This is a genomic window from Herbaspirillum sp. RTI4 (genome assembly GCF_034313965.1).
Lineage (GTDB): Bacteria > Pseudomonadota > Gammaproteobacteria > Burkholderiales > Burkholderiaceae_D > Herbaspirillum.
In genome coordinates, this window is record NZ_JAVIWQ010000002.1 from 2,215,946 (window position 1) to 2,233,629 (window position 17,684).

Sequence of the window (17,684 nt, forward strand, 5' to 3'; positions counted from 1 at the left end):
TCCGGCTCCGCAAGTTGCTTCGTATAGCCTCCCTGCGACAGATTGCCGGCGGGCAGCGCTGTCCGGGAGGGCTGCCCGCTCTTTGATGATGAGAGAAAATTATCAGAAAGTAATGAATTCGCTACTTATTGAAGAGAATCGTTACTGCCGCTGGCAACGAGCAGAGTCTCACGCTGGCGGTGATCCAGTCCGCGCTGTACTGTGACCTGATCCAGCGGTCCCAGCTCAGTAAAGCGCAATTGCAGCGTATTGTTTTCCCTGTCCCGGAGGTCGGCGGTAAAAATAACCGAGTCGTCACTGACTTTAGTCTGAATAAGCGATCCCGGTATCAGCGAAAAATGCTCCGACACCACCAGCGAGTAATGCTGTGAGCGGGTTTGCCCGCCGTTACCCAGCAGCCAGATGCTCATGTTGCTCAGCGGAAGCGTCGTATAGTGCAGGTAAAGCGCGTAGTGCCGGTGTATCGGACGGTTGCGCCACACCACATAGTGCCGGATGTTCTCGCCCATTTGCCCGAGTGTGCCCTCCGTCGCCTCGTTGGACGGCATGATCATAAAAGAGCGGTCACCGCTTTCGCCGAACATTTCCACTTCATCCAGCTTTCCCATGCTGCTCCATTGGACGCCATCGGTAATGAAATACCAGCTGCCATCGATATGGTCGCGCGTGCCGCGTTTCCACAAACTATAGGGCTCGGCCAGCGCGATATTGACGGGGAACAAATCGCCGCTGAGATCGCCGTTGGCGTGGCTCATCGGCAAATCGGAAGGCGGGGCAATATATTGTCCGCGTTCAGGCAAGTAGAAGCCGTTTTTATACGCACCGGCAGTAACCGGCAGGCCGATTGCAATCACATCTGCCACTAACACCGACGTTGCGGCATAACGGGGGTCGTTCGCAAAGTAATTTTTCAGCGTGCGGTTGATCGTCACCGTATCGGTAGAGGCAATTTTTTCCAGGGTGAACCAGTGCGGCGCGATACGGATTAAACACGGCGTAAAGGGCGCGTCTTCAGGGAAGTTGAGATCGATCGGAAATTCGAGCACGCGGCCATCCTGTGTCGTCAGTTGCAAACTGTCCTCGACGATGGTGGCGTCTTGCAGGGTAGCGTTGAAGCGTGTCAGCGAAAACGGGGGGGCATCGCTGGTTTGGTTCAGATGGCTTAACAGCGAGGAGAGGTCGGTGGCGTGCAACCCCTCAAGCGACTGAAAGCGGCTGCTATGCAGCGTGGTATCGTTGAAGCGGTAAAAACAAGCGAGGTGCTCGTCGTGCGCGATCATGATGCTGCCTTGCGGCACCATGGCCATGGTGTGCGTTCTGACGTGAAATATCAGACGCTGCTTGCCGTGTTCAATGCTGAGGGCGGGAGCCAGTTCCACGTTGGCTTCTACCGCGACCGTTTGCAACTGTTCGCTCAGCCAGGTCCCGAGTGCCACGAGAGGCTGGGCCTTGGTACTGAGCCGTTCCACAAAGCTGGCGGTGATGCCCCACAACATGCCCAAACCATGCGGTCCGGGGCCTATCAGGCAACCGCTGTCGGCCGGCAGAGTGGGCTTCCAGTCAGCAGGCGGCGGCACTTGCAGATAGGCTGTTTTGCCCGGAAGCGCGGCGACGCCTTCGCTGCTTGTCGTGAACTCGGCAAAGGTGTGCGCAATCTGGCTCACATCGATATGGGTCTGTTCAAAACTTCCCGTCTGGTTTAATCGTTGCAGTGTCAGAGAGGGGGAGACGCCACTGACCGTACCTCTGATGTATTGCACCGGATAGACATCCTCGGTAGCGGTCAGGAAGGCGACGCGTTGTTCGGTATCGACATGGAGTACCTCATTGCGGGGCAAGTTGAGGTGCAGCCAGCCAACATGCGCCGGCAGCGCATCTTTGAGCGATGCCAGCCCCGAGTAGTCATTGTTTTGCATGAAATGCTGACGCCACCACTCGGCCTTTGCCCCGCACAGCAAGGGCTTGCCATTCGGCGCAAGCGAATAAATCAGCGAGTGGGCCGAGAGAAATTTCACCACTTCGCCCGCTTGCCACACCTTGATGACTTTCATTTTCAGGCGGTAGTTTTCGCCCGCATTGGTCGTGGCGAAGCTGCCGATTTCGGGCGGCAAGAGTGGGGCGGAGGGATGTGCTGTGTGTTTTTCGGCTTTCTTGCGCAGGGTGGTGTAGGCGTCTCCCGCGTCATTGCGGATCAGCCACAAGGGGCCGCCCAGACCAGATTTTTTCACCATCAGCTCGAACGAGTGTCCTCTCCAGCCAACGGCTTGCGGCGAAAACAAATCGTTCTTCTCCGCATCGTAAAAATAAGTGGCGTTGTTGGCATCGAGAATATGCACCGGCAGTGGAAAGAGTTCCGGCCTTTCCTTGCATAAGCCGTACAGAATGTTGACTGCGCCGAACTGCTGGTATCCGTAGGAATTGAGTTGCTTCGCCAGAATGATGTCGTCCTGTTCGGGCAGTTTGGCGCTGTCGACATGCGACAGGCGAATTTTTGCACCCGCCAGCGGGAAATCGTTTTTATCGTTCACGTGGTTGTTCGTCGGGTGCAGCAAATATTGCACGCCGCGCAGTATCACCATTAACGGCCCAGCCGCTCTGGCAGCGCTCAGATCGATGCGCGCCGTCGCCACATGCAGCGTATCGCCTTCCCAATGCACGGTTTGCTTGCCGAGGCCAAAAACTGGCGCAGCGTCATCATCGCCCAAGATAATCGCGCTGCCGGGCAGCAGGATGCCTGTCACACTCGCCTTCGCGTTGGGTCGCATGATCAGCGTGCAGATGTGGTGATGGACCTCCATCTGAACCGGCTTGCTGTCCATGACGAAGCAGACGAGGGGCATCTTACCCCCGGCCACGATGCGCGTTGCCGTGGTGGTTTGCAACTCGGAACTGAGTTGCGTGATGTGGTTGCCGTCTTTGAGCAGCAGAGGGAAACCAGGAAAAGGGCCGTGCAGATCCTGATCCTCCAGGTTGTACAAACTACCGCTGCTCCAGCTGATATCGGCATCGGCTTTTCCGTCGGGGGCGTAGAGCACGATGTGCGTAGCGTTGCGTGGTAACGGGACATCCAGCCATTGCCAGTCTGCGACTTGAGACAATTCGGCCAGACGCAAGCGGTGGTTCAGATCGGGTTTCACCGGGTTCCAGATGACCCGGCGAGTAGGGATCACAAATTGGGTGCGGGATTCGATGATCCAGTCGCGCAGGGTTTTATGACGGGGTATATGCGCGGTAGGCGAGGCGATAGTGGCATTACCGGCTTTGACGCCGATTTTCCCTTCGCCTATGCGCGACAGGTCGATGCCTCCTACCGAATTCCAGCGATGCCGGGTGGCGTTGGTACCGGCAATTTCTACCAGATTGAAATCCAGCTTTAGCCAATGCTTATACATTTTTACGTCGAGTGGGGCGCGATAATCGTTACGCACTTCTGTCAGCGTCTGGTTCACCAATCGTAATCCAGCGCGCTGCTCGAGCGGATCAAAATGGAGTTGATCGACCAGCCAGGCCACGGTGCCGATAAACATGACGAACAGGCTCAGCCCACTCGCCATGCCCGCCACCCCGGCCCCGTAGGCCACCATGGCGGTCAGCGAAGTGCTCGCATCAAGGACGGAAAAAGTCAGTTTCCCGCTGACGGCGGTATAGCGGTCAGGGTCGCTCGTGTGCTGCAACTGGTTGGCGTAGAACCCCATGTTGACCATGCTGATAGCGGTGTTGGCTCCCAGCGCCGCATTACCGATGAATTCCAGGCCGCTGTGAATCATGTGGCCGCTGTATTGCAATGCGCCCGGAACTTGTGCCGAGACCACGGCCAGATTACGCGCCAGCGCGGCTTTCATGCCGGAGGGCAAGGCCGAGGCTAAAACCAGATTGCGTGCATTGGAGGCAGAGTCAGCGACCGTTTTCGTCAGGAAGCCCAATTGCGTCGGCGACAGGTTTTGTAATCGCAAGGACATGGCCCAGTTCAGGGCATGTGAGGATGGCTGGATGAGCCCGGTTGAGGCGCGCCCTCTGGATAATTGTTGCAGAATATATTCGGGACTTTCTTTCGGCACATCGGGACCCAGCAAGGCGAGGAAGTCTTGCACGCTGGTCAGCAGCGCGCCGAGTTTGGAAAACAAGGTCATCCGGCGATAGGCATGTTGTGCCGGCTGGGCTGGTGCGTTCATCCATTTCAGCGCGGTTTGAAATTCAGGTGCTGCTTGCCAGCCCGTCGTGGGTAAATTCCCCCGGATGGCCGATGCGTAAAACTGCCGCAGTGCCGTCAGTTGTTTCGGTGCATGGAGCTGTATGCTTTGCGCAATCTCTTGCGTGTGTTGGTAAAGCTCAATCCCCTCGTGTACTTCTACCGAAATCAGGCGCGCGTATTCGGCATTGAGCTGCACGCGCTCAGTGGCATAGGAAAAGCCGCTGGACAAGCGCCTGTCGCTGAGAATGGCGCGGGTGAACAGCCACTGGATTTCTTCTCGAATATAAAAATTCATCCGGTGACGGCGATAGTTGGCAACGATGCCCATATCGGTGATGGTGTGCAGCACGACCCCCTTGGTATCTTTGATTTCCAGGTTGCCACTGGAGCAGGGAGTCTCGCCGCGCAGGCAGCGCGTTTGCGTGAGTTTGATCTGCAGTGGTTCATCCGGCGTGATGACGACATCGTCGGGGATGGCTTGTCGGATCGCGGGCGGCAAGGTATCGGGCATGAGCAATATGCTGTCGAAGACGCCCATGTCGGTGGAGGCGGGCAGGAATGCGGCTTCATATTCCGGCACGATTTTCATTTGATCGAAGGGTAATTTCAGCTGCGGCAGGGTTTCGCGCAAAATATCAAAGCGCGGCAGCAGAAGCCGTTCCTGAAGCAACTTGTCGGCGTTCGGCACGATGCTGATTGCCTTGAGCGCAAGGTCCGGGAAATAAAAAAATGGCGGCGCAATGTTAGGCGTAGTGGCGTGCCGGATGAAATCGCTCAGGGAGTCCACATCGCGGAAATGGAATTCGCCGAAGGTAGGGTCGAATAAATAATAGTGCAAATGGTCGGAGTTTCGTTTGGCCACTCTGAGCACGCAGGTATGCCCTATTGGCAGGCCTTTAATGGCATGTTGATGGAACAAGGCATGCATGCCGACCGGCAGGTTGCGCACATGCTCGATCACCTCTTGCGGCGTGGAGACTTTGAGGTAATCGTGGCTGTCGAATTTACTTTCATCACGGAAGATGGCGCCCTGATACAGCGAATGGAAACTGGCCGCAATAAAGCGGGCTTTATCCAGATTGCCTTGTTGCAGGGGGTTGATGGGATCGAGCAAGCCGGGAATCACGGCGAGCGGATTATATTTTTGAAAGGCCTGCGTGTCCTGGACCTGCTGCGCAGCCCGACCCAGGTTATCGCGCATGTTCTCCATGATCGCGTGATCACCGCCCGAGCTCAGATAAAGCAGTGCCGTCGGCAGACAATGGCTATGGCCGAAGCCGGCATGACTTAAGGCATATTGGTGAAACGGATAAAACTGATCGTAGCCATAGGTCTTGCTATTGAAATAGGTGGCGCTGCTTCTGATGATGCCTAAGGCGTCATCCAGATTTGCGGTTTCTGCTTGCGAGCGATAAATTTTCCATGCTCTTACTGCCCACTGCCGCAGGGCTTCTTGCTGCCGGTCTTCAATCTGAAATAATTTCGGACCGTAATGCGCCAGGGAAAATAATTCAGACAGATTGTCGGTATTCAATCCATCGCTCCGGATGGCGTGGGCAAGCGAGGCCAGTGGCGGAAAGCTCATGCCGTTGTGGTACCAATCGGTTTTCAGCGCGGCTTTCCAATCGTCGGCATTGTCGGTATCGATCTGCAGCGTGTCTGCTTTTTGCTCCAGAGCGGTGTTCCGGTGCCACCGGATCAGTTTGCTGTATGCACGACTTACATAGTCTTCCCATCCGGGTTCGACGGCGGATTTCGACAGCTGGTCAAGAACCCAGGGGTGGTGCATGAACTTGGGGAAGTCGTCGGGGACGAAGTGCATGTTGCGGAAAATTTCCAGCTTCGATTGTCTTTGTTCTTCGTAGATGGCGGTTAAACCAGCGTCTTTGTGAATGCCTTCCGTGAGAAAAATTTGCAGACTGTCGGGGGCGCGTTTCTGGACATGCGAGTTCGCGTGCAAAGCGCCGACCAAGGGCGGGAAAACCGGCAGGTGCGGCAAGGTCGGCAAGGTCGACCACAAGGATGCAGCGCTGGAACGCATGCGATCCATGGTGTTGTACATCCTTTGCATGGAGGACGCGGCGTCGTGCGGGGAGGGGTGGGCTGTGCGGGATGCCGGCGGAGCAATTCCTGTTGATGCGCACAGAAAGACCAGTCCCCAATCGCGTGGTCGCTGCGGCTTTAAGGTGGGAATGTCGGGCGGCAATAGCTGTTCCAGGCAGTAGGGACCTTCGCGCAGGGCGACGCACACTTGTTGTAAAAGAAGCTCGCGAAATGTCAGGCTGGCATCGGATGCAGCGCGCGCGGTCAGTCTCTTGGTTTGCGCCATGCTTTCCATTTCATATTTCAGAAGACGTATTGCCTGCCGCATTTCTGTCAGCGGTATCTGGTCGCCTTTGGTATCGGTGCCGGGTGCATATTCCACTTGAGCGTGGAAGTGACTGCGCAATTGCGGAAGGCTGGCAAGTTGCGGAGCATGGATATGCGCTAGTAGCAGACATAATTCGCCAGCGATTTTTTGTGCCAGCAGACTGAGCAAAGCGCGACCGATCTGATCGGGGCCGGACTCCAGTGTTTTGTGGCCGCGCGCTTCCGCAATCTCGTTATAGGCGGCGTGAAGGCCGGCCAGCAAATCCGGCGGCAGCGTGGGAAAGTTGACAGACCAGGTTTGTCGCAGCATGTCGGCGAATTCGGCTTCGCCGTTTGTAGAATGAGCTTCGCGACTCAGGTGAGTTGCCAGCGGTTCCAGGAAGGGGGCGGTGAATTTTTCCAGTTGTTGTTCCAGCGCGGGTGACAGGCCGCTCGCTTCCAGTTCGGCAATGACCTCATGTAGCCCTCTATTTTCAATAACGGGCTGCAAGGGATGCAACACCGCAGAGCATAGTCGTCGCCAGTTTGATGGTGGGCGGGGATGGATGGCGAGCGAAGGGGTGTTTCGATGAGGGCAGGAGCTGGAATGTCCCTGAAATTGGCTGGAGAAGCAGGTGTTGTTATGTGAGTTTGATGCGGGTGCAGCGACGACGGGATATTTTTGTTGTGAATTTGGTGCAATGAGGCGTGTGTGCATGAGATGTCCGTTGAAAAATAATCGGCACGGCCTTTGCCCGACAATTGTTCAAGGAATCCTTGATTTGAGGGCGACCGGGAATCCAGGGTCTGTTGACGTTTCATTTGCGAGATGCGCTTTCTGGGGAAAACCCTCCGGCAACAGCTGCAGGCGTCGCCTGCCGCGCGTTCGCACTCGTCAATGAAACGTCAACAGACCCTAGGACAAGACCAGTCCTTTCCGGTTGCAAGTGATTTGGTTAAATTGTTTTTTTGTATGGGAAGTGGTGCGGGTAGTTTGTGAAAGACTGTATTCAATGATTTTGTCGGCCTGTGTGCTGTTATTGAAGACCTTTGTCGCCGCATTGGTAAAACCCGACCGCTCCTATACCTGAACTGCCTTGACGGCGGCGGTTCAGGTAAGGCCAGTACCCGGCCCAGCACCCGGCTCAGTAATCGGCCCAGCACCCGGCTCAGTCATTCTCATTACCGGCACTACTGGCGACGAGCAGGACGTCGCGCTGCCGATGATCGAGCCCGCGATGGACAAGGACCTGATCCGAGGGGCCGAGCTGGGCAAAATATAATTTCAAGCGGTTATTTTTTTTGTCCTTGAGTTCGGCGGTATAAACGAGGAACGCATCGTTGACCCGGGTTTTGCCCAGGGAGCCAGGTACCAGCGATAACTGAGACGACACCACCAGGGAGTAAATTTGCGGGCCGGCGTGTCCATCGTTGCCGAGCAGCCAGATGCTCATTTCGTTGAGCGGCAGTATTTGGCATTGCAAGTAAAGGGTGTAGAGCGGGTGTGCCGGACGATCGCGCCAGACCACATAGTGCCGGATACTCTTGCCGGACGGGGCGATGACGCCCTCTTTGGCATCGTTGGCGGGGATCATCGAAAAAGAAACATTCCCGTTTTCGCCATAGAGTTCCACATCATGCATTTTCCCCAGCCGGGTCCACTGAATGCCGTCGGTGAGGTAATGCCAGCTTTCATCGGAATAGTCATTCACGGCGCGCTTCCATAGGCTATAGGGCGAGTTGAGTGTGATATTCACAGGCTGCAAACTCGCCTGTTTAGCTTCGTCGGCATGGGCTATGGCGGCGTCCGGAGGCGGGGAAATATATTGCCCGCGTCCGGGCAAATAGTAGCCATCTCCGGAGATGCCAGCGACCCTGGGCAAACTAATGGCAATCACGTCCGGCACGATGACCGATGCGTTTGTGTAACGGGAATCCTGCATAAAGCGATTGCGCAAGGTACGACTAATCGTCGCCGTATCGGTAGGGGAAATTTTTTCTACACTGAACCAGTGAGAGGCGAGACGGATTAAGGGCGGCGCAAAGTTACTTTCTCCCATGAAATTGAGGTCGGCAGGAAATTCGAGTACGCGGCCATCCTCTGTAGTGAGACGCAAACTGTCTTCGATGATCGTGACTTCGTGCAAGCTGGCGTTGAAGCGGGACAGGGAAACCGGCGGCGCATCCACAGTCTGATTCAGCCGGGTGGGGACCGAGAGGAGATCTGTGGCGGACAAGCCCTCCAGCGACTGGAAGCGGGCGCTTTGCAGTGTTGCATCGTTGCGCGTGTAAAAGCAGGCAACGCGGTCATTGTGGCCGAGCAGGATGCCGTCGTCCGGAGCGATGGCCATCGTTTGCGTCTCCACATGAAACAGGGTTCGCTTCATGCCGTAATCGAGATGGATCGTCGGTGCCAGCTCCACGGTAGCAATGAGTGTGGCTGCGTGTAATTGTTCGGACAGCCACTGTCCAAGGGGCGCGGACGCGCTGGCCCGGGTCATCAGGCGAGATAGGGCATCGGCGCTGATGCCGCTCAGTATGCCGAGGCCTTGCTGACCGGGGCTGATTAACCAGTCGATGTCGAGCGCTTGGGTCGGCCACCACGCTGCTGGCGGGGGTAATGGCAGATAGGCTGTCTTGCCGGCTGCAACGGTGACGCCTTGCGGGCTTGCCGTGAAATCGGAAAAATGGTGGGCAATCTGGCTGACATCAACCCGGGTCAGCTCGAAATCACCGTTCTGCACTACGCGTTGCAGGGTCACGGTGGGTTTGTCGCTGTCGTCTTTGCCGGATCGGTATTGCACGGGATTCATATTGTCGTCGGGGGCGGTCAGAAGCGCGATCTGTTGTCTGGTATTGATGTGCAGCACGTCGTGGTTGGGCAGGCTCAGGTGCAGCCAGTCGGCATGCGTCGGAAAAGCATTGTCTAGTGTGGACAGTTCGGTACGCTTGTCTTGCGCATTGAAGTACCAGCCCCACCAGTCCGCTTGCGCTCCGCACAACATGGGTTTGCCATTGAGTGCAAGGGAATAAATCAGCGATTGGTCGGAAAGGAATTTCACGACGTCCCCCGCTTGCCATACCTTCTGTACTTTCATTTCCAGCCGGTAGCTTTCGCCCGTATCCGTGATATTAAAATTGCCCCCCTCCGGCGGTATATTCGTCACAGGCGAGCGGGGATCGTTCTTGCCTGATTGTTTGCGCAAGCTGGTGTAGCCAACCCCTTCTTCATTGCGTACCAGCCACAAAGGTCCGCCCAGGCCGGATTTCTTCGCCATCAGCACGAAGGTCTGTCCGCGCCAGCCAGCCGCCTGGGGTGAAAATAAATCGCGCGGTGCGGGGTCGTAAAAGAGCGTGATGTTGTTTTTATCGAGGATGTGTACCGGTAGCGGAAACAGTTCTGGTCGGACCTTGTACATGCCGTTGAGGATGCTGACAACGCCGAACTGGCTCACGCCGTACATGTAATGCAGATAAGGTTTTTGCAGATCGAGTTTTCTGACCATGGTGATGCTGTCAGGCTCGGGCAGCGTGGCGCAGTCGATGTGAGAGATGCGCAGTGCGGCTCCGGCTAAGGTGAAACCGCTTTTGCTTGAGACGGTTTCGGTTTTCAGATGCAGCAGGTAATGCACCCCGCGCAGTGTCACCATCAATGGGCCGGTTGCTCTGGCAGCGCTCAGATCGATTTGCGCCGACTCCACATGCAGAATATTCCCCTCCCAGTGCACCGTTTGCACACCCAGGCCGAAAACCGGTGCGGTCTCTTCGTCGCCGAACACGATCGCGCTGCCGGGCAGAAGCACGCCGCGGATGCTGGCTTTCGCGTTGGGCAGCATGAGCAGAATGCAGGTGTGATGATCGGCTACCAGTTCGACCGGTTTGCCTTCGAACACGATGCACACCAGCGGAACATCGCCCCCTGCCACGATGCGTGTTGCGCTTATCGCTTGCGGTTTGGCATGGAGCTCAGTGATGTAATTGCCGTCGTTGAGTCGCAGAGGGAGTTCGGGAAAGGGGCCGTTGAGTTCCTGATCTTCCAGCGTATGGAGACTACCGGCGTTCCAGCTGATATCGACATCGGCTTTCCCGTCGGGGGCGTAGATCACGATATGTGTGGCGTTTTCTGGCGAGGGGGTGTCCATCCATTGCCAGTCAGGGACCTTGCACAAGTGTTTTAGTAAAAAGCGTCGGTGAGGATCGGAGTTTATTTTGCTCGGCATGACAGGCAGATAGTGCGGGCCGAAGGAGTAAAAAGGTTCTCTTTGCAGTAATTCCTCCATGTTTTTATAAATGAATTGGTAGGGGATTGGTTGGGCGATAGTGGCGTTGCCGGCTTTGATGCCGATTTTCCCTTCGGCTATGCGTGACAGGTCAATCAGATCGACTGCATTCCAGCGATGCCGCAGTTGATTCGCGCTGATATTTTCGACCAGATTAAAATTCAGTTCTAGCCGTTGGTTGTGCATTTGCGCGTTCAGCGGACTGCGATAATCATCGTGTAATTCTGTCAGCGTTTGATTCACCAATCGTAAACCGGCGCGTTGCTCCAGCGGAGCGAAATGGAGATTCTCGACCATCCAGGTAACAACACCGATAAGCACGAGGAACAGGCCAATCCCGCTTGCTGCGCCGGTCATCCCTGCGCCATAAGCGACCAGGATGCCCACTGAGGCGCTGGCATCGACGACCGAAAACGCCAGCTTTCCGGTAACGATGGTGTAGCGATCCGGGTCGTTGATTTCCACCAATTGGTTAGCGTAGACCCCCATTCTGGCGAGGCTGAGTGCGGTGCTTGTGCCGACGGCTGCGGTGCCGAAAAATTCCATGCTGCCTTGAAACAGGTTACTGCCTTGTCGCAACAGGCCAGGAACTTTCGTGGCGCTGGAGACCAGGTTGCGTGCTAATGCTGCTTTCAGCTCCGGCGATAAGACGGTTTTAGAGAAGAGATTGGAGGCACTCGACAGCGAATTCTCAACCATGTTTGCCAGAATGCGCAGATGTAGCGGCGAGAGATTGCTGAGTCGCCGTGCAGCGGCCCAACCCAGCAGACTTGCCGAGGTTTGGCCGAGCACGGCAGAGGCAATTCCTTTTGACAATTGTTGCAACATATATTCCTGATTCTCTCTCGGCAAATCAGGAAGCAGCAGGGTAATCACGGTATGTTCGATGTTGAGCACGCTGACGATTTTGCCAAATAAAGCCCTGCGGCGATAAGCATTTCGTTCTGCTTGATTGGGTGCGTTCATCCATTTCAGCGCAGCATGGAATTGCGGTGCGGCTTGCCATCCCAGTGCGGGTAATTTGCCTGTCATGGCCGAGTCATAAAATTGCAACAGCCCGATTATCTTTTGTGCCGCATGCAGGCAGATGCTTTGCGCGATAGATTGCGTGTATTGCTGAAGCTGAATTCTTTCATGCATTTCTAATGCGACCAGTCGCACATATTGCGTCCTCAGCAGCGGTCTTTCAATCGTGACAACGAAGCTGTTCGACAGCAGCAAATCGCTGAGTCTGGCGCGGTTGAGCAACCACTGGATTTCTATACGCGCGCGCAAATCGATGCGGTTTTGACGATAGTGGGCAATGGCCTTGGTATCAGTGATGCGCCGAACGACAGCGCCTTTGTTGTTTTTGATTTGCAGGGCCTCGCTGATGCAGGGCGTGTTGTGGCGCACGCAGCGCGTTTGCGTGAGTTCGATCTCAAGTGCTTCATCCGGGGCGGCGAGGGCTTCGGCGGGGATCGTCTGTCGGATGGCCGGCGGTAAGGCATCGGGCAGCATCAATATGCGATCGAACACATCCATGTCGCTGGCTTGCGGCAGGAATGCCGCTGCATAAGCGGGGGCAATCTGTATTTTGTCGAAGGGGACGATCAATTGCGGCAAGGCTTGGCGCAAGACCTCAAAGCGCGCGGGTTGCAGTCGTTTTTGCAGCTTCGCGTCAGCATGCTGGACGATGCTGATTCCCTTGAGCAGGCCATTTTTGAAATAGAAGAGTGAGGGGACAATATTCTGCGTGGTGGCGTGCCGGACGAAATCGGTCAGAGCATCGCTATTCCGGAAGCGGAACTCGCCAAATGTCGGGTCGAAAAAATAATAGTGTTTGTTATTCGGATCAAGCTGAATCACTTTCAGCACACAGGTATGCCCTATGGCGTTGTTGTTGAGGTCGTGCTGGTGAAACAAGAGGTGCATGCCTTCTGGCAGAGACTGTAAATGTGTACTGACTTCTTCCGGGGTCGATACTCGCCGGTAATGGCGACTGCCGAATTTGCTTTCCTCCCGGAAGAGGCCGCCCAGATGCAGCGCGTGGAAGGTAGCCGCAATAAAACGGGCCTTCTCCAGATTGTTTGGCGGTAGCGCATTACCGGGAGGGATGACCTCGGAAGCGGGCTTGGCCAAATCGTTTTTCTTGAAGATTTCTGCGTCCTGAACATGCGCCGCTACTTGGCCCAGGTTGTGGCGCATATTGTCCAGCAGGGCGTGATTGCCTCCGGCAAACAGGTAGAGCAGTGCGGTCGGCAGGCAATGATTCTTGCCAAAGCCGGCGTGGCTTAAGGTGTATTGATGAAACGAGTAAAAGCGATCATAGCCATAAGCCTTGTTCTTAAAATACTGCGCGCTATTTTTAATGATGTTCAATGCACCGGCAAGACGAAGCGATTCTTCATTGGCAAGATAATTTTTCCACGCATGCACCGCCCACTGTTGCAGTGCCGCTTGCTGTCGCGGTTCCAGTGTGAATAATTTCGGCGCGTAGTGCGTGAGAGAGAATAGTTCCGACAGATTGTTGCCGTTCAAGCCGTCGCGGCGGATGGCACTGGCAAGTCTGGCCATGGGAGGGACGCTGATGCCGTTGTGATACCAGTCGATTTTTAGCGCCGATTTCCAATCGTCAGCAAGATCGGCGTTGGCCATGAGCGTGGCGGCTTTCGATTCCAGAGGCGTGTTCTGGTGCCATAAGATCAGTTCATTGCATATTTCCTCTTTCGATGCGACCTGCCTCAGTTTGTCGATGACCCAGGAGTGACTGAGAAATTCGGGTAAACGATCCGGCACAAAACGCATGCTCTCGAGAACCTGTGTTTCTATTTGCCATTGATAGTCGTAGACGGTCTTTAACTCACTGACTTCCTCCACACCCTTTGTGAGAAAAATTTCCAGGTTGTCGCTGGTTTGCTTGAGGAGAGGTGCTTTCGTGGCAACAGCCAAAGGCATCGCGCCCGCCAGGGGCGGAAACGTCGGTAAATGCGGCAAGGCGGGCAATGCCTCCCACAGGGATATCGCGCTTGAGTGCATGCGCTGCACGACGCTCTGTCGGGGAGGTACTGCTTGCATGGATGATGGGGGCGCAGTGGCGGTGGTGGCTGAGTTGCGCATTCCTGCCGGCAACGTACATCCTGCCGAGGCGCACAGGAAGACCAGTCCCCAATCGCGTGGTCGCTGCGGCGTGAGGGTGGCAAGGCCGGGCGGCAGTAATTGTTCCAGGCCATAAGGCCCTTCGCGCAAAGCGACGCTTACCTGTCGCAATAGGATATCTCGAAAAGCCAGGTCGGCATCAGGTGCTGCCGGTGCGGCGAGCGAGCCGGTCTGCGCCATATTTTCCATTTCATAGATCAGCAGTCGCACTGCCTGCTGCATTTCTGCGCGTGACAGCGAAGCCCTTTCGGCATCCTTAGCCGGCGCATATTCCACCTGAGGGTGGAGGTAGCGACGCAATTGCCTCAGGTCTTCAAGCTGTGGTGTCGCGATTTGCGCGAGCAGCAGACATAATTCGCCGGCGATTTTTTGCGCGAACAGGCTCAGCAGAGCGCGACCGATCTGGCCGGGGCTGGATTCCAGTTGTTTGTGACCGCGCTCTTCTGCAATTACGTTATAGGCAGCATGGAGGCCCGTCAGCAAATCTGAGGGCGGCGCCGGAAAGTCAGCCGACCAGGCTTGCCGCAGCATTTCTGCGAACCGGGTTTCGCTATTGCCCTTTCTTGGTTGGTGGTCGAGATACCTTGCCAGCGGTTCCAAAAAAGGCGAGATGAATTCTTCTAACTGTTGCTCCAACGGATTCGACAGACCGCATTCTTCCAGTTGGGTCAGCACCTCATGCAGACCATTGTTTTCATGGACTGGCTGTAAGGGATGCCGCAGAGCAGATAAAAAGCGTCGCCAGTTGGAGGATGGGCGCGGATGGCAAGCAAGCAAAGGGGCGCTGAGTGCCGGACAGGAGACCGACTGAAAGCGGCTAGGAAATGGGAGTTTTTCCGCTGAAATAGCGACGAATGGGACGGCGATTTGATGAAAATTTTTCGAACCTGATGCGATGGAAACCGTAGGCATGGGACCTCCGTTAAAAAATAATCGGCACGGTCGTTGCCCCTAAATCACACATGATTTGATCGAGTTGAGGTCGACCGAAAACATGAGACACAGGCCTTCTTTTCTGGTTTCAAAAATTTTAATTTAATTATTTATATGCTGGAATTGATACAAATCCATTATTGGCAGAGCTTCTCAAATAGCTTTTTCTGAACCGGAGTCGATATGTTATCAAACATTGAATGAGGCAAAAATGAGGCCAATCCAGGTGGTAAATACGATGAACTTAAGACAGAAATTCGAGCAGACTCTGCAGATTTTTCCGTGGTCGGGTATGGTGGTCTACAACAACAGCTTTGCTGTGCGCTGCTTGTTGACTCATGAATCGACGGAAACGCATCTCGTCAACGACATGTCAGCAGGCCCAAGAAACAATAATGAGGAAATTTATGAAAATGCAAGATCTTACCGGCAAGGTGGCGGTGGTAACGGGTGCGTCGAGCGGGATTGGCGAGGCTGCTGCGCGTCTTCTGGTACAGGAGGGGATGCATGTGGTGCTGGTCGCTCGGCGTCGTGAGCGTCTTGAGGCGCTCGCGGCGGAACTCGGTGATGCGGCCTCTATCGTGGAAGCAGACGTTGCCGATTTGGCGCAGGTGCAGGCATTGTTTAAAACTGTCGGCGAACGCTTCGGTGGGCTTGACCTGCTGTTCAATAATGCGGGTTTAGGGATCAATGCCAAATTTGAAGCCAGTCAGCCGGATGACTGGAAAAAAATGATCGACGTGAATTTGTTCGGTGTCTTGAATTGCACCCAGCTTGCGATTGCGCATTTGCGCGGTCGTAAAGGGGCAATGATCTGTTCAGTATCGAGTGTGGGCGGGCGTTATGGGGTTGAAAACTGGTCGGTCTACAGTGCGACCAAATACGCCGTTGTCGGTTTTCACGATGCGCTGCGTAAAGAGCTGGGTCCGGAAGGTATTCGGGTCACGGTGATTGAACCGGGTGCGGTGTGGACTGAGTTTGGCGAAAACGTTGGCCCGGCGCTGAACGAACGTCGCGAGAAACTCAATGCCCTGACATCCGAAGATATCGCTCAGGCGCTGGTGTATGCCTTTGCGCAACCGGGCAATGTGCTGGTGGAAGAGATTTTGATCCGACCGGTATTGCAAGTCGCGCCTTGATGGCGATTTAATCTGCAATGGATTTCAAGGTCTTAATTGACCTTACCTATACCGTGGCCTTGCTTACCCCGCCAGCCCAAGCCATCCATGATCGCTTGGGCTGATTTTTTATAAGCCGAGTTTCGTTAAGTAAGGACCCTAAGCCAGCAGATTTTCCAGTGTCGCGCGGTAGATGTTCTTCAAGGGGTCAATGTCGCTGAGCAGGATGTGCTCATCGATTTTGTGAATGCTGGCATTGATAGGCCCGAATTCGATCACTTGCGGGCAGATGTTGGCGATGAAGCGACCGTCCGATGTGCCGCCGGTAGTCGATAGTTCGGTATCGATGCCGGTGTGGGTCTTGATGGCGGCGGACAAGGCATCGCTCAGCGTGCCGCGCGGCGTCAGGAAGGGCATGCCGCTGACATTCCAGGTCAGGTCGTATTCCAGCGCATGGGAGTTGAGAATGGCATGTACTCGCTGCTGCAAGCCTTCGACCGTGCTGGCGGTGGAAAAACGGAAATTGAAATCGATCACGACTTCGCCCGGAATCACATTTGATGCGCCCGCGCCGCCGTGGATGTTCGACATTTGCCAGGACGTTGGCAGGTAATAGTCATTGCCCTGATCCCATTCTTCGGCTACCAGTGCGGTCAGCGCCGGTGCGGCCAGATGGATGGGATTTTTTGCCAGTTGCGGATAGGCGATGTGGCCTTGGACGCCCTTGACGGTGAGCTTGCCCGACATGCTGCCGCGCCGGCCATTCTTGATGGTGTCGCCCAGCTTTGTGCCGGAGGTGGGTTCGCCGACGATGCAATAGTCGAGCTGTTCGCCACGCGCCTTCAAACGATCGCATACGACCACGGTGCCGTCGGTGGCGGGACCTTCTTCATCGCTGGTGATCAGGAAGGCGATTGAGCCACGATGCTGAGGATGTGCTGCGCAAAATTCTTGTGTGGCCACGACCATGGCGGCAATCGAGGTTTTCATGTCGGCTGCGCCGCGACCATACAACTTGCCATCGCGATGGGTAGGTACAAAGGGCGGGGACGTCCACTGATCGAGCGGGCCGGTCGGCACCACGTCGGTATGGCCGGCGAACACCAGCAGCGGTTGCGCGCTGCCCTTGCGCGCCCACAGATTGGTGACGGCGCCGGACTGGATGGTTTCGCAGACGAAGCCTAGGGGGGCCAGCAATTCGGCCAGACGCGCCTGGCAACCCTGATCGCTGGGGGTCAGCGAGGAGAGGGCGATCAATTCTTCGGTCAGTGCGAGGGTTGGGCTCATGGGGTCGTCTTGAAAATGTGTTGATAGCGTTCAGCGGAAAATCCGACATGCGTGTGGCCGTCGAAATAAAGTACCGGCCGTTTGACGATGGACGGGTTTTCCAGAATGAGGGGCAGTGCAGTGGCCGCATCGACGATGCTTGCTTGCCGTTCCGGCGACAGTGCGCGCCAGGTTGTGCCTTTGCGGTTGACCAAGGTATCCCAGGGGACCTCCTTGAGCCAGAGGGCGACTTGCGCCGCATCGAGACCGGCTTTCTTGAAATCGTGGAAAGTGAAGACAAGCTCATGCGCGTCCAGCCAGGTGCGGGCTTTTTTGACGGTGTCGCAGTTGGGGATGCCGTACAGAGTGAAGGGTGCGCTCATGATTGTTTTGCCTTGCCTGAAAAAA

Annotated in this window: 5 protein-coding genes; 1 reads left to right on the plus strand and 4 read right to left on the minus strand. The window is 55.6% G+C overall.

Going from position 1 to position 17,684, the window contains the following annotated elements; translation table 11 throughout:
- Positions 1-125: 125 nt before the first annotated feature.
- On the minus strand, positions 126-7,064 hold the full coding sequence (locus RGU70_RS10060) for a hypothetical protein (RefSeq protein ID WP_322209260.1): 6,939 nt from the start codon (positions 7,062-7,064) through the stop codon (positions 126-128).
- Positions 7,065-7,710: 646 nt separating this feature from the next.
- Entirely contained in the window at positions 7,711-14,871 is a 7,161-nt protein-coding gene (locus RGU70_RS10065; RefSeq protein WP_322209261.1) for a hypothetical protein, read from the minus strand.
- Positions 14,872-15,299: 428 nt separating this feature from the next.
- Here RGU70_RS10065 and RGU70_RS10070 point away from each other — a divergent pair, with 428 nt between their 5' ends.
- Positions 15,300-16,031 (plus strand): SDR family oxidoreductase, encoded by a 732-nt coding sequence (locus RGU70_RS10070; protein WP_322209262.1) that lies wholly within the window; start codon positions 15,300-15,302, stop codon positions 16,029-16,031.
- Positions 16,032-16,169: 138 nt separating this feature from the next.
- Here the strand turns inward: RGU70_RS10070 and dapE are convergent, their stop codons facing one another.
- Both dapE and RGU70_RS10080 read right to left on the minus strand, forming a co-directional pair.
- The gene (gene dapE, locus RGU70_RS10075; protein WP_322209263.1) at positions 16,170-17,297 is read right to left on the minus strand and encodes a succinyl-diaminopimelate desuccinylase; all 1,128 of its coding nucleotides are present in this window, start codon (positions 17,295-17,297) and stop codon (positions 16,170-16,172) included.
- Positions 17,294-17,659 carry an ArsC family reductase gene (locus RGU70_RS10080; RefSeq protein WP_322209264.1) on the minus strand — a complete coding sequence of 122 codons (366 nt, stop codon included), beginning with the start codon at positions 17,657-17,659 and terminating at the stop codon, positions 17,294-17,296. The genes dapE and RGU70_RS10080 overlap by 4 nt, the downstream gene beginning before the upstream one ends.
- Positions 17,660-17,684 lie beyond the last annotated feature (25 nt).

Excerpts from the sequence above, each read along its gene's own strand:
- RGU70_RS10065 (WP_322209261.1), bottom strand. The coding sequence starts at position 14,871 with ATGCCTACGGTTTCCATCGCATCAGGTTCGAAAAATTTTCATCAAATC.
- RGU70_RS10070 (WP_322209262.1), top strand. The coding sequence starts at position 15,300 with ATGAAAATGCAAGATCTTACCGGCAAGGTGGCGGTGGTAACGGGTGCG.
- dapE (WP_322209263.1), bottom strand. The coding sequence starts at position 17,297 with ATGAGCCCAACCCTCGCACTGACCGAAGAATTGATCGCCCTCTCCTCG.
- RGU70_RS10080 (WP_322209264.1), bottom strand. The coding sequence starts at position 17,659 with ATGAGCGCACCCTTCACTCTGTACGGCATCCCCAACTGCGACACCGTC.